The sequence below is a fragment of the Aestuariimicrobium sp. G57 genome, assembly GCF_050110855.1.
Classification (GTDB): domain Bacteria; phylum Actinomycetota; class Actinomycetes; order Propionibacteriales; family Propionibacteriaceae; genus Aestuariimicrobium.
The window spans coordinates 26,248-44,417 of the sequence record NZ_JBNINW010000004.1; the positions used below are offsets into that span (position 1 = coordinate 26,248).

The following is an 18,170-nucleotide window of genomic DNA, read 5'->3' on the forward strand; positions in this document are numbered from 1 at the left end:
GTAGCCTGTCGGCGACGATCGGAGACCGCGGTGCAGATGCCCTGGCTGTTCAACTGGAAAATGGTCGTGACGACCATCATGCTGTCGGCCGTCTGGTGGGGGCCGGTGCTCGGTCCGAACGGGATGCCGGCGCTGCCGGGGCCGGTCGGCACCCAGCGGCCGGGGGCCACGCCGACGACCGCTGGGACGACTGCTGCGCCGACGGACGGGCCGACTGCCCAGCCGAGCACGCCGGCCACGCCCAGCACGTCGGCCGCGCCCAGCAAGCCCGCCACGCCAGAGCCCACCGACCACATCCGCGGCCAGGTGATCGTCCGGTTCGTGGCCGGGGCCGACCGGGATGCGGTACTGCAGCGGGCCGCACGGGCGTCCGGGGTGACCAACCCGCAGGTGCAGCGCGAACTGGCCACGGGTGCCCACCTCGTGCAGGTCGCGGGTGACGCGAAGGCGTTCAGCGCGGCGCTGGCCGCCGACCCCGGGGTGGTGAATGCGCAGGTCAACGGCAAGGTGCGGCGCGCGGCGACTGCGACCGATCCGCGCTACCCGCAGCAGTGGTCGTTGCACCCCGTCACCGACACCTCTGCCGGCAGCATCAACATCGGCCCCGCGTGGGACCGGTCGTTGGGTGCGGGCGCGCGGGTGGCGGTGCTCGACTCGGGCAGGACGAACCATCCCGACCTGGTCGGGGCCTGGCTCGGGGGTTACGACTTCATCGCTGATGCCATCGACGCGGGCGACGGCAACGGACGTGACGGGGACCCCACGGACCCGGGTGACTACTGCCTGGACACGAGTGAGGTGTCCAGCTGGCACGGTACGCATGTGGCGGGCATCGTCGGGGCGCGACGCAACAACGGCATCGGCGTGGCGGGGGTGGCCCCCACGGCAAGGATCGTGCCGATCCGGGTGCTCGGGCGCTGCCAGGGCAGCGAGGCCGACCTGATCGATGCGATGGTGTGGGCGGCCGGTGGCAAGGTGCCGGGCATGGCGCCCAACCCCTACCCGGCGCGGGTGCTGAACATGTCGCTGGGGATCGAGGCCGGGTGCTACACAGAGATGGGCATCGCCGTGCGGGCCGTGCGCAACCTGGGGGCGCTGCCGGTGGTGGCTGCGGGCAACTTCAGCAAAGATGCCTCGACATTCTCGCCGGGCAATTGCCAGGGGGCGTTCACCGTGGCGTCCAACACCCGCGACGCCGGGCGGGCCAGCTATTCAAACTACGGCCTTGCCGTCAACCTCGCGGCTCCCGGCGGTGACGGCACCAGCAATCCCATCGTCAGCACCATCCTGGCCGACACCTATACCAACCAGGGCGGCTACACCTATGAGGGCATGAGCGGCACGTCGATGGCCGCCCCCCATGTGGCAGGGGTCGCGGCGTTGCTGCTGTCGCTGAACCCGCGACTGACCCTGGCCCAGCTCGAGGCGATCCTGGTCGAGTCGGCTCGTCGGGCACCATCGTGCGATGGCTGCGGCGCCGGGATCCTCGACGCCGCGGCGGCGGTCGCGCGGGTGCCACAGTTGGCCTCGGCGGGAGTGTCCGGGCAGGCGCTGACGCTCAGCGGCTCGGGGTTCACCCGGGTGACCGAGGTGTGGGTTGGTTCGAAGCAGGCCTCGTTCACGACCGTCGACGACCGGCGGATCACGGCGACGCTGCCCGCGGGACTGGCCCCGGGACGGCATGCGGTGTGGGTCGTCACGGGCGGGGTGCGGTCGGGCACCGTGCTGGTGACGGTGGGCTGACGAGGGCCGGGGTCGGGCTCGGGCATCCATCAGGTGGCGGCTCCTGATCTCGTCCATGGTGGCCCTGGGGGTGCAGACGTGGCGCTGGTGTCACGAATGCGGGTGGTTTCGGCGTTCTGGCCTGCGGACGTGACTCTGGTGTCACCTGTGCAGGTGTGGGGGCTCCAGCGGTGCCGAACTGTCGGTACTCGAACGGTTCGGCACCACTGTGGGCCGGTACCCCCACCGCCGCCCCCGATGAAGCCCATCGCGGGGTCACACTGGGCCCAATACCCCACCCCCGCCGAATCACGGCTGACCCGGGCTCCTAGGCTCTCTTCGTGCTGGCGGAGCATCTGCCCCGCCCGAGAAGGGATGCAGTGCAGGTCGCAGTCGTCGGGGCGGGGATCGCAGGGCTCGTGCTGGCCCAGCGCCTGCGTGAAGCCGACATCACGCCCATCGTCATCGAAGCCGCTGACCAGGTGGGCGGCCAGGTGCGCACCCGCAACCTGTGGGGCCAAACGGTCGACGTCGGGGCCGAGGCCGTGCACCTGGCGTCACCGGCCGTCGCGCGCTGGTTCGACCAGCTCGGTCTGGGCGAGCGCGTCGTCCCCGCGAACCCCGGGACGTCGCTGCTGCTCACGCGCCGCGGACTGAAACCGCTGCCCGCCGGCGTCGGCCCCGTCGGGCCCACGCGCATCGGGCCGGTGCTGCGCTCGGGGATCCTGTCCCCGGCCGGGCTGGTGCGCGCAGGCCTCGAGCCGCTGCTGGCCCCGTGGCAACGCATCGAGGGCGACGTGTCGGTGGGGCGGTTCGTGCGCTCCCGGTTCGGCGACGAGGTGGCCGAACAGTTCGTCGAACCGATGCTCGGCAACCTGCACGGCGGCGCCATCGACCGGCTCTCGCTGCTCTCGACGGCCCGCCAGCTCGTGCCCGCAGCCCGTGAGGGCCGTTCATTGCTGCCGCGCCCGCGTCTGCCTCGTCCCCACACACCCACTGGACGCACGCAGCCGGGACATGCCTTCGCCTCGCTGCCGGGTGGCCTCACCGAGTTTGCCCGGGCCCTGGCCGGCGGGCTCGAGGTGCGGCTGGGTCAACCCGTCCGGGCCATCACGCCGGCTGCTGCGGGCTGGACCATCCACACCGCGGGCCAGACCCTGACCGTCGACGCCCTGGCCCTGGCCTGCCCGGCTGCCGTGGCCGCCGACCTTCTGGCCCCCCACGCGGCCGCCGCTGCGGAGGCCCTGCGCGTCGGCCGCACCGCCGACGTCGCCACCGTGGTGCTGGCCTACCCCCGCACCGACGATGAGCTGCTCAATGCCAACGGACTGCTGCTGCGGGCCCGCGACGGGCACCTCGTGAAGGCCATGACGAACCTCGACCGCAAGTGGCCCCACATGCACCACCCCGACCTGCGCATCATCCGCGCGTCGGTGGGGCGGGTCGGCGAGGGCCGTCTGGCCACGCTCGACGACCACGACCTCGTGGCCCGGGTCGTCCACGAACTGCACACCATCGCCGGGCTGCCTGCCGCGCACGCGGAGGCGCACGTCGAGCGTTGGCCGGGCGCGATGCCGCAACTCGAGGTCGGCCATGCCGAGCGGCTGCTCGCGGTGCGCCATGCCCTCGCCGACCTGCCGCCCGTCGTGCTGGCCGGCGCACCGTACGACGGCATCGGGGTCAGCTCGGCCATTGCCTCGGGCGAGGCGCGGGCAGACGACCTGGTCACGGCACTCCATGAACCCAGCGAATCGAGGCAGCATGTCCACCACTGAGCAGGCCACCACCACGCGCACCACCCCCGTCGTGCGGATGGGCCACTACGACCCGCACGACCGCCCGTTCATCGTCATCTGGGAGGTCACCCGCGCCTGCGCGCTCGTCTGCAAACACTGCCGCGCCGACGCGCAACACCGGGCCCACCCCGACCAGCTGACCACGGCGCAGGGCGTCGAACTGCTCGACGAGATCGCGGCGTTCGGTCGTCCACAACCCATCGTCGTGCTGACCGGGGGAGACCCCTTCGAACGCGCCGACCTCACCGACCTGGTGCGCCACGGCACCAACCTGGGCCTGGCGATGTCGGTCTCGCCGTCGGTCACCCCCAAGCTGACCCGCGAGCGCGTCGCCGCGCTGCACGACGCCGGCGGCAAGGCCATGTCGGTCTCGCTCGACGGCGCGAGGGCCGCCACGCACGATGCGTTCCGGGGCATTGACGGCACGTTCGCGCGCACCGTCGAGGCCGCGGCGATGATCATGGACGAGGGCTTCAGGCTGCAGGTCAACACCACCATCACCCGTCACAACGTGCGCGAGTTGCCGCTGCTGCTCGCCGACGTCATCGGCATGGGCGCGAAGATGTGGTACCTGTTCTTCCTGGTGCCGACCGGCCGTGGCGCCCAGCTCTCGTCGCTGCACCCGGACGAGAAGGAGGACGTGCTGCACTGGCTGCACGATGTCTCGGACCGCATCGCCATCAAGACCACCGAGGCACCCCAGTACCGGAGGGTGGCGCTGCAGCGCGATGCCTGGCGCCGCGACGGCGTCCCCATGCCGCAACGCGGCGAACTGTGGCACTGGCTCACCGCCGAGACCACCCGGCTGCTCGGGGCAGCGCCCGATAGGCCGCGCGTGCCGCGCGCGCCGATGGCGGTGAACTCGGGCAACGGGTTCGCGTTCATCGACCACATCGGCGACGTCTACCCGAGTGGGTTCCTGCCCTATGTGTGCGGCAATGTGACCCGCGAATCGTTCCGGGACATCTACCGCAACGCCGACATGATGCGCCAGCTGCGTCGACCCGACGAGTTCGGCGGCAAATGCGGGGTGTGTGAGTTCAACACGGTGTGCGGCGGCTCGCGCTCGCACGCGCATGCGGTCACCGGTGACCCGTTGGCCGCGGACCCGACGTGCCCTTACATCCCGGCGGGGTGGGCGAACTAGGCGTCCAGCGATGCGCGGATGAGTCCGGTGAGGTGCCGGACCGGGGCGTGGTGCAGGTCGGCGATCGCGTCATGCAGGCGCCGCGCCCGGGCCTCGTCCATGACGGTGCCCAACGCGGTCAGCGACTTGGCCTCGAGCTGGGCTGGCGTGAGGGGTGCCGCGGGGTGACCCGGCGGGTAGGTGGCCACGGCGCTCGAGGTGCCGCCGGTGTGGTGCACGTCGACGCGACCGCCGAAGCGGGTGTCGTCGTTGGCGCCCAGGTCGGTGATGACCTCGACCCGGGCGCGCAGGTCATGGATGTCCTGGCGACCCAGCGCCTTGTCACCCACCTGGTCGGGCCCCACGGCACCGTCGACCACCGCCGCCGCCAGCAGCCACGTGGGCGAATAGCGCGCACCTTCGGCATCAACCGGGCGCCCGACGCGCATGATCTGGGTGACCAGGGGGTCGACGTGGGCGACCACCTGGGTGATGTCGGACGACGGGACGCCGGCATCGGTCACGGCATCGATGGCCGCCGCCAGCGCCCCGTGCACTGACCCGCAGCAGGGGTACAGCTTCTGGATGAGTCCCCACCGGCTCTCGATGCCGTGCGGCTGCTCGGCGCCCTCGCGCACCTGGCGCTCGGCCTCGAGGGCTTCGAATTCGCCACCGAAGCAGGCGAGCATGCCGCTGGGCCCGAGCAGCCAGTCGGGGCTGGCGGTCGCGCCTGCGCGGGCCAGGAGTGCGGCCTGGATGCCGGCGCGGGCGGCGTTGCCCGCATGGAAGGCCTTGGTCATGGTGCCGAAGTTGGCGCGGATGCCGGCGGCACCCGAGGCGGCGATGGCGAGCGCGGTGGCCGTGCGCTGTGTGTCGAGGCGCAGCAGGCGGCTGGCGGCTGCCGCGGCACCAATCGTGCCGATCGTGCTGGTGGCGTGCCAGCCGCGGCGGTAGTGGGCATGCGACAGGGCCAGTGAGGTCAGGTGGTCGGCCTGGTAGCCCGCGAGGTAGGCCTGTACCAGCTCGGCACCGGTGCTGTCGAGGGCCTCGGCCAGGGGCAGCAGGGTGCCGAGCAGCACCGAACTGCAGTGGCCGTGCATGGGGTGGTGGTAGTCGTCCCAGTCGAGGCTGTGCGCGGCGGTGCCGAGCACGAACGCGGCGTCGTCCACGGCCAGCATGCGGTCAGCGAGCCAGTCGCGTGCCGCGAGGTCGAACGAGCCCGTCGCGAACACGGTGGCGGCTGCGCAGGCGGCCTGCGGCAGGGGAGCGCCCGCGATGACCACGGGCAGGGTGTCGGTGATGGCGACCCGGGCACGGTGCAGCGTCACGGCTGCTGTCCACGTACCCGAGGCGGCTGCGGTGGCGATGGCGGTCTCTGCGGTGCCCATGGGGATCCCTTCTGAATTGTGATACTGTCAACAGTACACAGATGGTGCATTCTGGTGTGTCTCTTCCTGTTCGCGCATCATTCGGGGGACGATGCACGCAGCATCTGGCGCAGATCAAAATTGAGGAGGCCCCGTGACCAGCCCCGTGACCAACGGAGTCGTGACGAACGCGCACTTTGGCTGGGGCGGGTTCGGGGTCACCACCACGCGCGATGTCGCCGAGCACCACCTGCGCCAGGCGATCCTTGAGGGCCGTCTCGAACCGGGGGAGCGCCTCAATGAGGTGCTGATTGCCGAAGAACTGGGCATCAGCCGCGGACCCCTGCGCGAGGCGATCCAGCGGTTGGCCAGCGAGGGCCTGTTGCACCAGGTGCGCAACAAGGGCGCCTTCGTGCCGTTGGTCGACCATGCCGAACTCGGTGAGTTGTACGAGGCGCGCATCGCCCTCGAACGACGGGCAGTCAAGCTGGTGGCGCGCGACCTGGCCGCCGAGCACAAAAGCGAACTGTCGAAGATGCTGGACGAGACCACCGCTGCTCTGGAGTCCGGCGATTCTGCGGCCTACCCGCCAGACCTCGACTTTCACCGGGCCCTGTTCGCCATGGCTGACAATGCGACGCTCACGCGGTTCGCCACCGAGGTGCAGGCGCGCATCCAATTGGCGCGGGCCCGGTCGGCGCGTGACCACCAGCGTGCCATTGCCGCGCTGCAGGAGCACCGGGCCATCGCCCAGGCCGTTGTCGACGGCGACGCCGAGCTGGCCTGCGACCTGATGGAGACCCACCTCTACCACTCGCTGAAGAACGCCAAGCTGGCGCTCTGAGCGCCCGCCGCTTTCTGCTCCCCGCCGCCACACCCACGCCCGCCCGCCACATCCCGCCTCCGCCCGCCACATCCCACTTCCGCCCGCCACATCCCACTTCCGCCCGCCACATCCCACGTAGCTGGCGTTGTTCGACCTGGCTGGCCTCTAGAGCGCCAGCCACGTCGAAGAACGCCAGCCAGGTGGGGGTGGGGCAGTGGTGGGGGGAACCGGTGGGGTGAACCAGTGGACCGCGGCCCCACATGCGTGGCGTGGTCGGGCTGCCGTCGTCCTCGACCCCGCCGACCAGAAGAATTCGCACCAGGACCACTTTCTCTGGTCGAGAAGACCGGTCACGGCAGAAGAACTCGCCGCCATGCAAGTTCTTCTGGTTCCGGGGTGGTGGCGCTCTGGGGACGAGGCATCGGCGACGGCCCGGTATGACCCCCGCCACACTCCACGCCCGCCCGCCACATCCCACGTAGCTGGCGTTGTTCGACCTGGCTGGCCTCTAGAGCGCCAGCCACGTCGAAGAACGCCAGCCAGGTGGGGGTGGGGCGGTGGGGCGAACCGGTGGGGCGGTGGGGTGAACCAGCGGGGGTGAACCAGCGGGGGTGAACCAGCGGGGGTGAACCAGTGGACCGCGGGCCCACATGCGTGGCGTGGTCGGCTGCCGTCGTCCTCGCCCCCCCGGTGACCTTCTGGAACGAAGATTGCCGATTACCAACTGTTGACAGTTGCCAGTTGGCATGTGAAGCTAGAACTCAAGCGCCACCGAGCGCGGGCTTACAGCAACGAAGCAAGAGCCTAGGAGAACCCACATGACTGAGAACATCAGCGTCCGCGAGGCGGAGGTCACCTTCACCCGCAAGGGTGCGGCCCCCATGACCGCACTCAAGGCGCTCAACCTCGACATCGAGCCCGGTGGCTTCGTGTCGATCGTCGGCCCCTCGGGCTGTGGAAAGACGACCCTCCTGCGAGCCATCGGTGGCCTGCAGCCCCTGACCGGCGGCGAGATCCGTGTGGGCGGCGATGTCGTCATCAAGCCGCGGCGCAGCACTGCGTTCATGTTCCAGGCGCCCACGCTGCTGCCCTGGTTCACCGTGAACCAGAACTGCCTGGCCCCCGCGAAGTTGCGTGGCAAGGTCACCACCGACTACAAGGACCGCGTCAGCGCACTGCTCGAGCGTGCCGGTCTGGCCGGCTTCGAGGACAAGTACCCCTCGGAACTCTCGGGCGGCATGCAGCAGCGCGTCTCGATCGTGCGGGCGCTGGGCCAGAACCCCGAGGTGCTGCTGCTTGACGAGCCGTTCGGCGCCCTCGACGCAATGACCCGCGAACAGATGAACTTCGACCTCAACGCGATCTGGCGCCGCGAGAAGGTCACCACCGTGCTCATCACCCACTCGATCCCCGAGGCAGTGCTGCTCGGCCAGCGGGTGGTCGTGATGAGCTCGCGGCCCGGCCGCATCGTCGATGACATCGAGGTGCCGTTCGGCCCCGAACGCACCCCCGCGGTGATGGACGACCCCGAGTTCGCTCGCATCACCGCCCACGTCCGGTCCTATTTCGCCAAGGACACCGATGACGCCGAGAAGGGCCCGACCCGTGTCCGTGACTGAACTGAAGGCACCCACCATGACTGACACCACGACCACCACGCCGAAGCGTGGCTCGGCCGCCCCGGCCGGCGGTGGCGACACCGCGCTGCCGGTCAAGACCACCAACCCCGGTCGTCGAATCGCCTCGAAGGTGGGTGGCGGTCTCGTGCCGTTCATCAGCATCATCGTGGCGATGGTGGCCTGGGAGGTGATCCCGCGGGCGCTGAACACCCCGAGCTTCATCTTCCCCCCGCTCAGCGAGGTGCTGGCCAAGCTGTTCGATGCCAACACCCTCACCCTGATCTGGCAGCACACCCAGGTCACCTTCTATGAGGCGATGATCGGCCTGCTGATCGGCATTGCCGCCGGCGTCGGCACCGGCTTCGTGCTCGCTGAATGGGACATCGCCCGCCGGGCGCTCTACCCGTTCATCGTGGCCTTCCAATCGATGCCCAAGGTCGCCCTGGCGCCGCTGTTCATCATCTGGTTCGGGTTCGGCTACACCCCGAAGATCCTCGTCGTCGTGATGCTGGTGTTCTTCCCGATGCTGGTCAACACCATGAACGGCATCCTGTCGACTGACTCCTCGCGCCTCGACCTGTTCCATTCGCTGTCGGCCTCGAAGTGGCAGATCTGGAGCCGCCTGCTGCTGCCCAGTGCCCTGCCGTCCATCTTCGCGGGGCTCGAAGTGGCCGTCGTCAACTCGTTCATCGGCGCCATCACCGGTGAGTTCGTCGGTGCCAATGCCGGCCTTGGCGTGCTGCTGCAGCAGTTCAAGACCAATTACGACACCGCCGGTGTCTTCGCGATCCTGATCGTCCTCGCGCTGATCGGCATCGCCCTCAACCAGATCGTGCGCCAGACCCGCCGTCGGCTGATCTTCTGGCAGGCCTGAGGGCCGTCCACCACCAACCCACCGCCTCACACCATCCCTAAGGAACCATCATGCGCAGGCGCACCTTCTTCACCGTCTCAGCTGCACTCGCGGGCGCCGGACTCATCGCCGGCTGCGCCCCCGACGTGCCCGGCCAGAACAAGCAGGACACCAACCTGACCCTGCTGCGGATCGCCCCCTCGTCGGCCATGGCCGCCCACTGGGCCCAGTTCGCCGTCGCCCAGGAACAGGGCTACTTCGCCGACGCCGGCATCCGCATCGAACTGCAGTTCCCCGGTGGCTCGGCCGATGTCATGCAGGCGCTGGCCACCAACCGCGTCGACATCGGCGGCCCCACCCCGGAAGCCGCCCTCTCGGCCCTGGCCAACGGCCAGAAGGCCCGGATGTTCTACAACTGGTCGCGTGAGGCCGTGCAGTCGCTGGCCGTGCTCGAAGCCTCGCCGGTGCAGTCATTTGCTGACATGCGCGGCAAGAAGATCGGCGTGCAGACGATCTCGTCCGGTGCCAAACTGCTCGCCGAGGCCGCGCTGCGCGATGCCGACATCGACCCCGCCAACGTCACCTTCGTCGCCGTCGGCGTCGGCGTCGCAGCCATGGATGCGCTCAACCGCGCGGCCGTCGATGCCTTGATGCTGTGGGACACCGAGTACGTGCTGATGGAGGAGTCCGGCACCAAGCTGCGCACGATCCTGCCCGACAGCTACAAGCAGCTGTTCTCGACCGGGTTCGTCGCCACCGACGAGAGCATCGCCTCGAAGAAGGACGCCCTCGCGGGCTTCGGCAAGGCCTGGGCCGAGGCCACCGTCTGGGCCACCGCCAACCCCGAAGAGGCGATCAAGACGATGTGGAAGCTGTACCCCCAGACCAAGACCTCGGACGATCCCGCCCTGCTGACCAAGCAGGTGGCGATCTTCAAGGCCCGCAACGAGAAGGCCATCGCCGGCGACCCCGCGGGCACCAGGAGCTTCGGCAAGTTCACCCCGGAATCGGCCAAGGCCTGGACCGAGTTCGCCGCCGAATACGGCATCACCAAGACCAAGGTGAACCCCGACGACTTCTACACCAACGAGTTCGTCGAGAAGTTCAACGACTTCAACGTCGACGAGATCACGGCCAAGGCCAAGAGCGCCAAGTCATGAGCCCGCTCGAGACGGCCGCGCCCGCAGGGGTGCGGCCCCACCCCAAGGAAGTCCGCATGACCACCACCGCCCGACCCCCTGTGCCCGGCATCGTGCGCAACCGCGACCCGCACGAGTTGCGCCGCCAGCTTCGCGCCGACCTCGCCGGCACCCGCCCGCTCGTGGTGCCCGGCGTCACCGACGCACTCGGTGCCCGGCTCGTCGAACGCGCAGGCTTCGGGGCCATGTACGTCACCGGTGCTGGCATGTCGAATGCCCTGTACGGACTGCCTGACATCGGTCTGGTCTCGCTGGCCGAGGTCGTCGAGAACGTCTCGCGCATCACCGCAGCCATCGACATCCCCGTCGTTGTCGACGCCGACACCGGCCACGGTGGCCCGCTCAACGCGATGCGCACCCTCACCCAGCTCGAACGGGCCGGGGTGGCGGGGATCCAGTTCGAGGACCAGGAGATGCCCAAGCGTTGTGGCCACTTCGACGACCACACGCTGATCCCGGGCCGCCACATGGCCGCCAAGATCGACGCCGCAGTCCAGGCCCGCCGCGACGACCAGCTGGTCATCATCGCCCGCACCGACGCCCGCTCTGCCGAGGGATCGATCGACGCCGCCATCGAACGGGCCCACCTCTACCGGGAGGCCGGAGCTGACGCCCTGTTCATCGAGGCACCCCGCACGATCGAGGAACTGCAGCAGGTCGCCGATGAGTTCCGCGGCATCCCGCTGGTGGTCAACGTCGTCGAGGGCGGCAAGACGCCCCAGCTCACCGTTGAGGATTACGCGAACATGGGTTACACGTTCGTGCTGTTCGCCAACTTCTTGATGCGCTCGGTGATCCACGCGGCCCAGGAATCACTCGGCTACCTGCGCCGCAATGGCGAGACCACCGGGTTCGAGGACCGCATCGCCACGTGGCAGACGCGCCAGGAACTCGTCAACCTCAGTGACATGGCACGGGCCGAGGCCTTCTATGACCAGCCGTGGGGAGAACGTGCATGAGCGTGCAGGACCTGCCTGAAGTGTGTGACGTGCTGGTGCTCGGCGGTGGCCTGGCCGGCACCGCCGCCGCACTGGCCGCCGCCGAGGCCGGAGCCCACGTCGTCCAGCTCGAAAAGCAGGACGCCATCGGCGGCTCGACGGTGCTCTCGGCAGGCCTGTCGGCATTCGCCGGCACCGACGAGCAGGCCGAGGCCGGCATCGAGGATTCGGATGAGCTGCTGCGCGACGACATCATCGCGACAGGCTTCGGCAAGGGCGACCCCGCACTCGTCGACCTGTACTGCCGTCACCAGCGCGACACCTACCGCTGGCTGAAGGGCCATGGGGTGCGCTACGGGCACCTGCACGCGGCCGCCGGCCAGTCGGTGCCACGTTCGCACCCCACCGACACCACCCGTATGCTCGCGCTGCTCACGGCCGCGGCAGCCGAACTTGGGGCGAGCCAGTTCACCGGCATCGCCGCCCGCCGGCTGCTGCGCGAGGACGACCGCGTCGTCGGCTCCCTGGTCGAGGACGCCACCGGCGCGCGGCGCGAGATCCGGGCCGGTGCCGTGGTGCTGGCGACCGGCGGCTTTGCCCGCAACCGCGACATGCTCGAGAAGTTCGCCCCGCAGATGCGACTGGCCCACCAGGCCGGGGGCCAGGGCAACGTCGGCGAGGGGCTGCAGATGGCCTGGGCGCTCGGCGCCGACGTCATCGACACCCCCTGGATCAAGGGCACCTACGGCGTCCACCCCCGCCCGCACGCCGGGGAGCACGGCACCGGTATCCACGCCATCTACAAGGGCGGCATCGCCGTCAACAAGCAGGGCATGCGCTTCGTCGATGAGTCCCTGCCCTACAAGGTGGTCGGCGATGCCAACCTGGCCCAGACCGACGGCGAGACGTGGCAGGTCTTCGACGAGCGGGTGATGGCCGCCTCCGACGCCTCAGTCGCGATCTTCGACTTTGCCGGGCGACGCGACTGCGGCATCCTCATCAGCGCCGACAGCATCGAAGAACTCGCCGCCCTGATGGATGTGCCTGCCGAGGCCCTGGTCGGGACCGTTGACGAGTACAACCGCCGCGTCGCCGCTGGCGAGCCCGACCAGTTCGGCCGCGAGCACCTGTCCGGCCGGGTGGGGGAACTGTTCCCCCTGGTGGCGCCCCCGTTCCATGCCCACCTGTCGGGTACCGTCGTGCTCGCCACCTATTGCGGGCTGCGTGTCGATACCTCGATGCGGGTGCTCGATGTCTTCGGGCAGACGATCGACGGGCTGCATGCGGTGGGTGAGATCATCGGTGGGTTCCACGGCGGCGGTTACATGACCGGCACGAGCATCGGCAAGGCCGGTATTTTCGGACGAGTGGCCGGCCAGGTGGCGGCCGCCGCAGTGAAGGGCCGGGTGGCCCATGTCTGAAGCGACCCCTGACATGTTCGACCTGACCGGCGAGACTGCTGTCGTCGTCGGCGCAGGCATCGGCGGGCTCGGCGCCCGCGCCGCCCAGGAGCTGTCGCGCCGCGGCGCCAACGTCGTGCTCGCCGACCACCCCGGGCGTGCCGACGACCTCGCCGCCAGCGCCGCCACCCTGGCCGGCCCGTGCAGCACCGCCACCTGCGATGTCACCAGCGAGGACGACGTGAGCGCGCTCATGGCCCATGCGGTCGCGACGTTCGGCGGCCTTGACGTGGTCGTCAACTGCGCCGGGGCCATGCTGCGCAAGGAGTTCGACCAGACCACCGTCGAGGACTTCGAGCGCCTGCTGCGGGTCAACACCCTGGGCAACTGGCTGTTGGCCCGCGCCGCGGGCGTGCAGATGCTGGCGGCCCCGCCCGCCCGCGGTGGCCGCATCGTGCTGATGAGCACCGTCTATGCCGAGCGGGTCGGGCCCATCCCCGAATCGGCCTACTACGCCTCGAAAGCAGGCGTGGTGAACGTCACCCGGGCACTCGCCCAGGAACTCGGCCCCCACGACGTGCGGGTGAACTGCCTGGCGCCCGGGGTCTTCTACCCGACCGGCATGACCGCCGCGCTCGACGAAACCCCGGACCGCCTCGAGTGGTTCGCCGCCCGGACGATGCTCGGTCGCAACGGCGACCCGGACCACGACTTCACCGGCCCGCTCGTCTTCCTGTCCACCCCTGCCTCGTCATTCGTGACGGGCCAGGTGCTCTATGTCGACGGGGGCTGGTCGGCTTGGTGATCCCACCAGCAGACCTCGTCCTCGCACCCTTCACACAGACCCGAACGCCGCAGAACCGACCAAGGAGAAACCCGACATGACCGCACCCACCGCATCGACCACCGCCCTGCTGATGCTCGACTACGAGGTGGCGCTGACCGAGCAGGGCCCGCACGCGAAGATGCCGCCCCTGATCGACCAGGTCGAGCAGCGGGGCGTCATCGCGACGGCCGGCCGGGTACTCGCTGCGGCGCGGGCGGCGGGCGCGCGGGTCATCCATGTACGGCTCGCCTTCGACGACGCCTACGGGCTGCGCACCAACCAGCACCCGCGCTTCGACGGCTACCCGAACAATCGCGCCATGCTGGCGACCTCGCCCGAGGCGGCCTTCACCGCGCCGCTCGCCCCGACCGCCAACGAGACGGTGGTGCAGAAGGGTGGGGTCGATCCGTTCATCGGCACCGCGCTCACCGAAATCCTCATCGGCGCCGGCATCCGCACCGTCGTGCTGGGCGGTGTCGCCACCAACCTGGTCGTCGAATCGGCCGCCCGCACTGCCTGCGACAAGGGCTTTCAGGTGCGCATCGTCGAGGACATGTGCGCCTCGTTCGACCCCGAACTGCACCGCCTCTCGTTCGAGAAGCTGATGCCCCTGTTCGGCAAGGTCACCACCGCGGACGAGGTGATTGTTGATGAATTCGCCGGCTGAGGCCCCCCGCGCGCCGGGTGCACCGCTGCGGCTGTGGCACCAGAGCTTCACCGTGCTGGGTGATGTGCCGCACTACCATGCAGCCCTGCAGCGCCACCTGGTCCAGGCCCTGGGCGACCCGCGCACCACCATCGACCTGCACGGCATGGCGCCGGGCACCTATCCCAGTGACTACCCGGGTTCGCACATCGGGTATGCCTACCTGTTCGGCCTGCACAAGGAACAGTTCGTCCATGCTGCCCTGCAGGCCGAACAGCAGGGCTATGACGCCTTCATGATCGCCACCATTCCAGACACGGCATTCGAAGAGGTGCGCAGCCTCGTCGACATCCCCGTCGTGACCTTCGGGCAGGCCTCGGTGCTGGCCGCCGCCCAGTTGGGCGACTGCGTCGGCATCGTCAACTTCATCGGGGCGCTGGTGCCGCAGCTGCGGCGCAACTTCGAGCACTACCGTCTCGACCGGCTGGTGGGGCCGATCGTGCAGGTCGCCGCGGAGTTCACCGACATCATGGCCGCCTATGCCGACCCCGGGCCGCTGCTGGGTGCGTTCACCGATGCGGCCCGCCGCGCCATCGCCGCCGGCGCGACCGTGATCGTCCCCGGTGAAGGACCGCTGAACGTGTTCCTGGCCGACCGGGGAATCGTCGAAGTTGACGGTGTGCCGGTCGTCGACTCACTCGGCACCCTGGCGGCCACGGCCGAACTGCGCGCCCGTGAGCACCAGCGCTCGGGCCTGAAGCCGGGGCGCACCGGGTTCTTCGGCACCCGTCCCGACCCCGACCTGGTGCGCGCTGCCCGGGAGTTCTATGGGATTCCCCAGTCGCTCGACGCGCACCAGCCCTGACACCCATGCACACACCCACGAGGACGAAGGAGTCCTAGTCATGAACCAGTTCGACCACACCTATGACGTCGTCGTCGTGGGCGCCGGCGCCGCAGGCCTGTCTGCGGCACTGAATGCCCACGAGGCGCTCACCGCCGCCAACGGCTCGGCCCGCGTGGCCATGCTCGAGCGGTCCACGCCCGACCTGCGCGGCGGCAACACCCGCTGGTCCGGGGCGTTCCTGCGGCTCAAGGACCGCACCCACGCTGTCGACGACCTGGCCGAGTACGGCGTCAAGGTCTCCCGTGGCCAGGCGTCCGGCGCCTACTACGAACGCCTCGCCGAGAAGGTGCCCGAAGCTTTCGGGTGGATGGTCGACAAGGGTGTGCAACTCGAGGCCCTGCCCACGATCTTCCTGACCGCCTCGGCCACCCGGTTCTCACCCGTCGGCGGCGGCGAACACATTGTCGAGACCCTGTTCAGCGCGGTTGAGCAGACTGACATCGAGGTGCTCTACGAGACCTCGGCAGAGAGGCTCGTCACCGATGATGAGGGCGCCGTCACCGGGCTGGTCGCCCGCAACCGCGAGGGCCGCCTGGTGCGGCTGGGTGCCGGTGCCGTGGTGCTGGCCTGCGGTGGGTTCCAGGCCAATGGCGAGATGATGTCGCGCTACGTCGGCGAGAACGCCTACCGCATCCCCCCGATCTCGAAGGGCGGGCGCAACAACCGCGGTGACGGGCTGCGCATGGCCGTCGAGGTTGGCGGTGCGACCGCGGGGCAGTTCGACATCTTCCATGCTGAACCGAAGGACCCACGTTCCGAGGTCGCCGAGGCCGTCGTGATGACCTACCCCTACGGCATCGTCGTCAACATCGAGGGCGATCGGTTCATCGACGAGGGTGCCAACACCGTCGACCAGACCTATGAGCGGGTGGCCCGGGCGCTGTTCAAGCAGCCCGACTCGCTGGCCTATGCCGTCTTTGACCAGCAGGTGCTTGCGACCCCCGGCTACGAGCATGCGGTGCTCACCGACGTCGCCCCGATCCAGGCCGGGACGATCGCCGAACTCGGGGCCGTGCTCGGGATGCCGGACGGTGCGCTGCAGCGCACTGTGGCCGACTACAACGCCGCCTGCCCGGACGACCGCTCCGGCTATGACCCGCTGCGCCTCGACGGCGCGGCGGCCCAGCCCGAGGGCCAGCCGGCCAAGTCGAACTGGGCGCGTCCGCTCGACCAGGGTCCGTTCTTCGCCTACCCGCAGATCTGTGCCAACGTGTTCACCTTTGGCGGGGTCAAGACCGATCTCGAGGCCCGCGTGGTGACCTCGGACGACCACCCGATCCCGAACCTGTACGCGGCGGGTGAACTGACCGGGCTCTACTTCGAGATGTACGCCGGATCGACGTCGGTGATGCGCTCGATCACCTTCGGACGGATCGCCGCACTGAACGCCGCCGCCGCGCTCAGCGTGCCCGAACATTCGGCGCTGGCATGAACCAGACAAGCACACCTGATCAGGTCGACGTCATCGTGGTCGGTGGCGGCAACGCGGGCTTCTGCGCCGCGCTGGCCGCCGCCGAACGCGGGCGCCGCGTCGTCCTGCTCGAGAAGTCGCCGCAACTCTTCGCGGGCGGCAATTCGTACTACACCCACGGCGCGACCCGCATCGTCCACGACGGACTCGACGATCTGGCAGCGATCCTCGAACCGGACGAACGCCATGCCGTGAGCGTGGTGCCGACGTACACCGCTGAGGAATACATCGACGACATCACCACGCTCTCGCAGGGGCGCAACGACCCAGAACGCACCCGGGTGCTGGTCACGGAATCACACGACGCCCTGGTCTGGCTGCACTCGCTGGGCATGAAGTACGAACTGCTCTATGGACGCCAGGCACACTTCCTGCCCGACGGGTCGATCCACTTCTGGGGCGGGCTGCACGTCGGCAATGTCGGCACCGGTGTCGGCATGATGCGCGACTACACGGCGGTGGCGCAACGTCTGGGCGTCGAGATCCGCTACGAACAGCGGGTCACTGCGCTGCTGCGTGATGGCGACGGACCCGTGACCGGAGTCGTCATCGAGGCGCCTGACGGTTCGACGACGCAGCTCACGGCCGAATCGGTCGTGCTGGCGGCAGGCGGGTTCCATGCCAGCCCCGACCTGCGCGCCGAACACTACGGCGAGGAGTGGCGTGACGTGGTGGTGCGCGGCACGCCGTCGAGCACCGGTGACCTGCTGGTCGCGGCGACGGCCATCGGCGCGGTCACCGAGGGTGACTTCGAGTCGCCGCACTCGACCATGATCGATGCGGACTACCCCGAGAACTCCAGCAACCGCGAGCTGACGAACACCCTTGCCCGGCTCAGTTACCCGGTGGGGATCATGGTCAACAGCGACGGTCACCGCTTCGTCGACGAGGGCGCCCACTTTCGCAACTACACCTACTCCAAGATGGGTCGCCACGTGCTGGCCCAGCCCGGTGGCCGGGCCTGGCAGCTGTTCGACAACTCCGTGCGGCCTGACCTGCGCGTCGACCAGTACGACATGCCGGGGGCGAGCGTCATCACCGCCGACAGCATTGAGCAGCTCGCCGAAAAAGCGGGCATCGACCCGGTGGGCCTCGCCGCCACCGTGGCCGAGTTCAACGCGTCGGTCGACCAGTCCCACCCCTACGACCCCACGGTGCTCGATGGTCGCCGTGCTGATGTCGAGCCGCCAAAGTCCAACTGGGCCGTGGGGCTGTCGCACCCGCCGTACTGGTGCTACCCGGTGACCTGCGGCATCACGTTCACCTACGGCGGCCTCGCCTCAGACGCCGACGCCCGGGTGCTGGACGAGTCCGGCGCGCCCATCGCCGGGCTGTTCGTCGCCGGTGAGCTCATGGGTGGGCTGTACTACGGCGGTTACCCGGGTGGCACCGGTCTGGCTGCGGGCCAGGTTTTCGGACGACGTGCAGGGGCCAGGGCCTGAAGCAGCCGCCGGCGGGCCCACACCCGCACTGT

General features: G+C 69.5%; 15 protein-coding genes. 14 read left to right on the top strand and 1 reads right to left on the bottom strand.

The window, feature by feature from the left end:
• Positions 1-66 precede the first annotated feature (66 nt).
• From ACQCX5_RS10170 to ACQCX5_RS10180, 3 genes are all read left to right on the top strand, one after another.
• The gene (locus ACQCX5_RS10170) at positions 67-1,743 is read left to right on the top strand and encodes a S8 family serine peptidase (protein WP_434541927.1); all 1,677 of its coding nucleotides are present in this window, start codon (positions 67-69) and stop codon (positions 1,741-1,743) included.
• 359 nt (positions 1,744-2,102) lie between these two features.
• Positions 2,103-3,497: a protoporphyrinogen oxidase gene (gene hemG, locus ACQCX5_RS10175; RefSeq protein ID WP_434541928.1), complete on the top strand. Its 1,395-nt coding sequence runs from the start codon at positions 2,103-2,105 to the stop codon at positions 3,495-3,497.
• Entirely contained in the window at positions 3,484-4,665 is a 1,182-nt protein-coding gene (locus ACQCX5_RS10180) for a TIGR04053 family radical SAM/SPASM domain-containing protein (protein WP_434541929.1), read from the top strand. The genes hemG and ACQCX5_RS10180 overlap by 14 nt, the downstream gene beginning before the upstream one ends.
• On the opposite strand, the gene ACQCX5_RS10185 is transcribed toward ACQCX5_RS10180, so the two are convergent.
• Positions 4,662-6,032 carry an MmgE/PrpD family protein gene (locus ACQCX5_RS10185; protein WP_434541930.1) on the bottom strand — a complete coding sequence of 457 codons (1,371 nt, stop codon included), beginning with the start codon at positions 6,030-6,032 and terminating at the stop codon, positions 4,662-4,664. The genes ACQCX5_RS10180 and ACQCX5_RS10185 overlap by 4 nt on opposite strands.
• Positions 6,033-6,165: 133 nt before the next feature.
• Here ACQCX5_RS10185 and ACQCX5_RS10190 point away from each other — a divergent pair, with 133 nt between their 5' ends.
• The 11 genes from ACQCX5_RS10190 to tcuA all read left to right on the top strand — a co-directional run bounded on the left by ACQCX5_RS10190 (position 6,166) and on the right by tcuA (position 18,138).
• On the top strand, positions 6,166-6,855 hold the full coding sequence (locus ACQCX5_RS10190; RefSeq protein WP_434541931.1) for a GntR family transcriptional regulator: 690 nt from the start codon (positions 6,166-6,168) through the stop codon (positions 6,853-6,855).
• 800 nt (positions 6,856-7,655) lie between these two features.
• Positions 7,656-8,456: an ABC transporter ATP-binding protein gene (locus ACQCX5_RS10195; protein WP_434541932.1), complete on the top strand. Its 801-nt coding sequence runs from the start codon at positions 7,656-7,658 to the stop codon at positions 8,454-8,456.
• Between the two features lie 16 nt (positions 8,457-8,472).
• A complete protein-coding gene (locus ACQCX5_RS10200) occupies positions 8,473-9,330 on the top strand; it encodes an ABC transporter permease (RefSeq protein WP_434541933.1) in 858 nt (285 codons plus the stop codon).
• A 50-nt stretch (positions 9,331-9,380) separates the two neighbouring features.
• Entirely contained in the window at positions 9,381-10,469 is a 1,089-nt protein-coding gene (locus ACQCX5_RS10205) for an ABC transporter substrate-binding protein (RefSeq protein ID WP_434541934.1), read from the top strand.
• A 56-nt stretch (positions 10,470-10,525) separates the two neighbouring features.
• Positions 10,526-11,467 (top strand): isocitrate lyase/PEP mutase family protein, encoded by a 942-nt coding sequence (locus tag ACQCX5_RS10210; protein ID WP_434541935.1) that lies wholly within the window; start codon positions 10,526-10,528, stop codon positions 11,465-11,467.
• A complete protein-coding gene (locus ACQCX5_RS10215; protein WP_434541936.1) occupies positions 11,464-12,867 on the top strand; it encodes an FAD-dependent oxidoreductase in 1,404 nt (467 codons plus the stop codon). The genes ACQCX5_RS10210 and ACQCX5_RS10215 overlap by 4 nt, the downstream gene beginning before the upstream one ends.
• Entirely contained in the window at positions 12,860-13,651 is a 792-nt protein-coding gene (locus tag ACQCX5_RS10220) for an SDR family NAD(P)-dependent oxidoreductase (protein WP_434541937.1), read from the top strand. The genes ACQCX5_RS10215 and ACQCX5_RS10220 overlap by 8 nt, the downstream gene beginning before the upstream one ends.
• A gap of 76 nt (positions 13,652-13,727) precedes the next feature.
• Complete coding sequence (locus ACQCX5_RS10225; protein ID WP_434541938.1) at positions 13,728-14,339, top strand: isochorismatase family cysteine hydrolase; 612 nt, start codon at positions 13,728-13,730, stop codon at positions 14,337-14,339.
• On the top strand, positions 14,323-15,183 hold the full coding sequence (locus ACQCX5_RS10230) for an aspartate/glutamate racemase family protein (protein ID WP_434541939.1): 861 nt from the start codon (positions 14,323-14,325) through the stop codon (positions 15,181-15,183). Before ACQCX5_RS10225 ends, ACQCX5_RS10230 begins: the two co-directional genes overlap by 17 nt.
• 40 nt (positions 15,184-15,223) lie before the next feature.
• Positions 15,224-16,657: an FAD-binding protein gene (locus ACQCX5_RS10235; protein WP_434541940.1), complete on the top strand. Its 1,434-nt coding sequence runs from the start codon at positions 15,224-15,226 to the stop codon at positions 16,655-16,657.
• Positions 16,654-18,138 carry an FAD-dependent tricarballylate dehydrogenase TcuA gene (gene tcuA / locus ACQCX5_RS10240; protein ID WP_434541941.1) on the top strand — a complete coding sequence of 495 codons (1,485 nt, stop codon included), beginning with the start codon at positions 16,654-16,656 and terminating at the stop codon, positions 18,136-18,138. The genes ACQCX5_RS10235 and tcuA overlap by 4 nt, the downstream gene beginning before the upstream one ends.
• Positions 18,139-18,170 lie beyond the last annotated feature (32 nt).

What these genes read in the sequence shown, in the direction of transcription:
- tcuA (WP_434541941.1), top strand. Translation starts at nt 16,654, where the DNA reads ATGAACCAGACAAGCACACCTGATCAGGTCGACGTCATCGTGGTCGGT.
- ACQCX5_RS10205 (WP_434541934.1), top strand. Translation starts at nt 9,381, where the DNA reads ATGCGCAGGCGCACCTTCTTCACCGTCTCAGCTGCACTCGCGGGCGCC.
- ACQCX5_RS10210 (WP_434541935.1), top strand. Translation starts at nt 10,526, where the DNA reads ATGACCACCACCGCCCGACCCCCTGTGCCCGGCATCGTGCGCAACCGC.
- ACQCX5_RS10230 (WP_434541939.1), top strand. Translation starts at nt 14,323, where the DNA reads ATGAATTCGCCGGCTGAGGCCCCCCGCGCGCCGGGTGCACCGCTGCGG.
- ACQCX5_RS10195 (WP_434541932.1), top strand. Translation starts at nt 7,656, where the DNA reads ATGACTGAGAACATCAGCGTCCGCGAGGCGGAGGTCACCTTCACCCGC.
- ACQCX5_RS10180 (WP_434541929.1), top strand. Translation starts at nt 3,484, where the DNA reads ATGTCCACCACTGAGCAGGCCACCACCACGCGCACCACCCCCGTCGTG.
- ACQCX5_RS10185 (WP_434541930.1), bottom strand. Translation starts at nt 6,032, where the DNA reads ATGGGCACCGCAGAGACCGCCATCGCCACCGCAGCCGCCTCGGGTACG.
- ACQCX5_RS10235 (WP_434541940.1), top strand. Translation starts at nt 15,224, where the DNA reads ATGAACCAGTTCGACCACACCTATGACGTCGTCGTCGTGGGCGCCGGC.
- ACQCX5_RS10225 (WP_434541938.1), top strand. Translation starts at nt 13,728, where the DNA reads ATGACCGCACCCACCGCATCGACCACCGCCCTGCTGATGCTCGACTAC.
- ACQCX5_RS10220 (WP_434541937.1), top strand. Translation starts at nt 12,860, where the DNA reads ATGTCTGAAGCGACCCCTGACATGTTCGACCTGACCGGCGAGACTGCT.
- ACQCX5_RS10215 (WP_434541936.1), top strand. Translation starts at nt 11,464, where the DNA reads ATGAGCGTGCAGGACCTGCCTGAAGTGTGTGACGTGCTGGTGCTCGGC.
- ACQCX5_RS10200 (WP_434541933.1), top strand. Translation starts at nt 8,473, where the DNA reads ATGACTGACACCACGACCACCACGCCGAAGCGTGGCTCGGCCGCCCCG.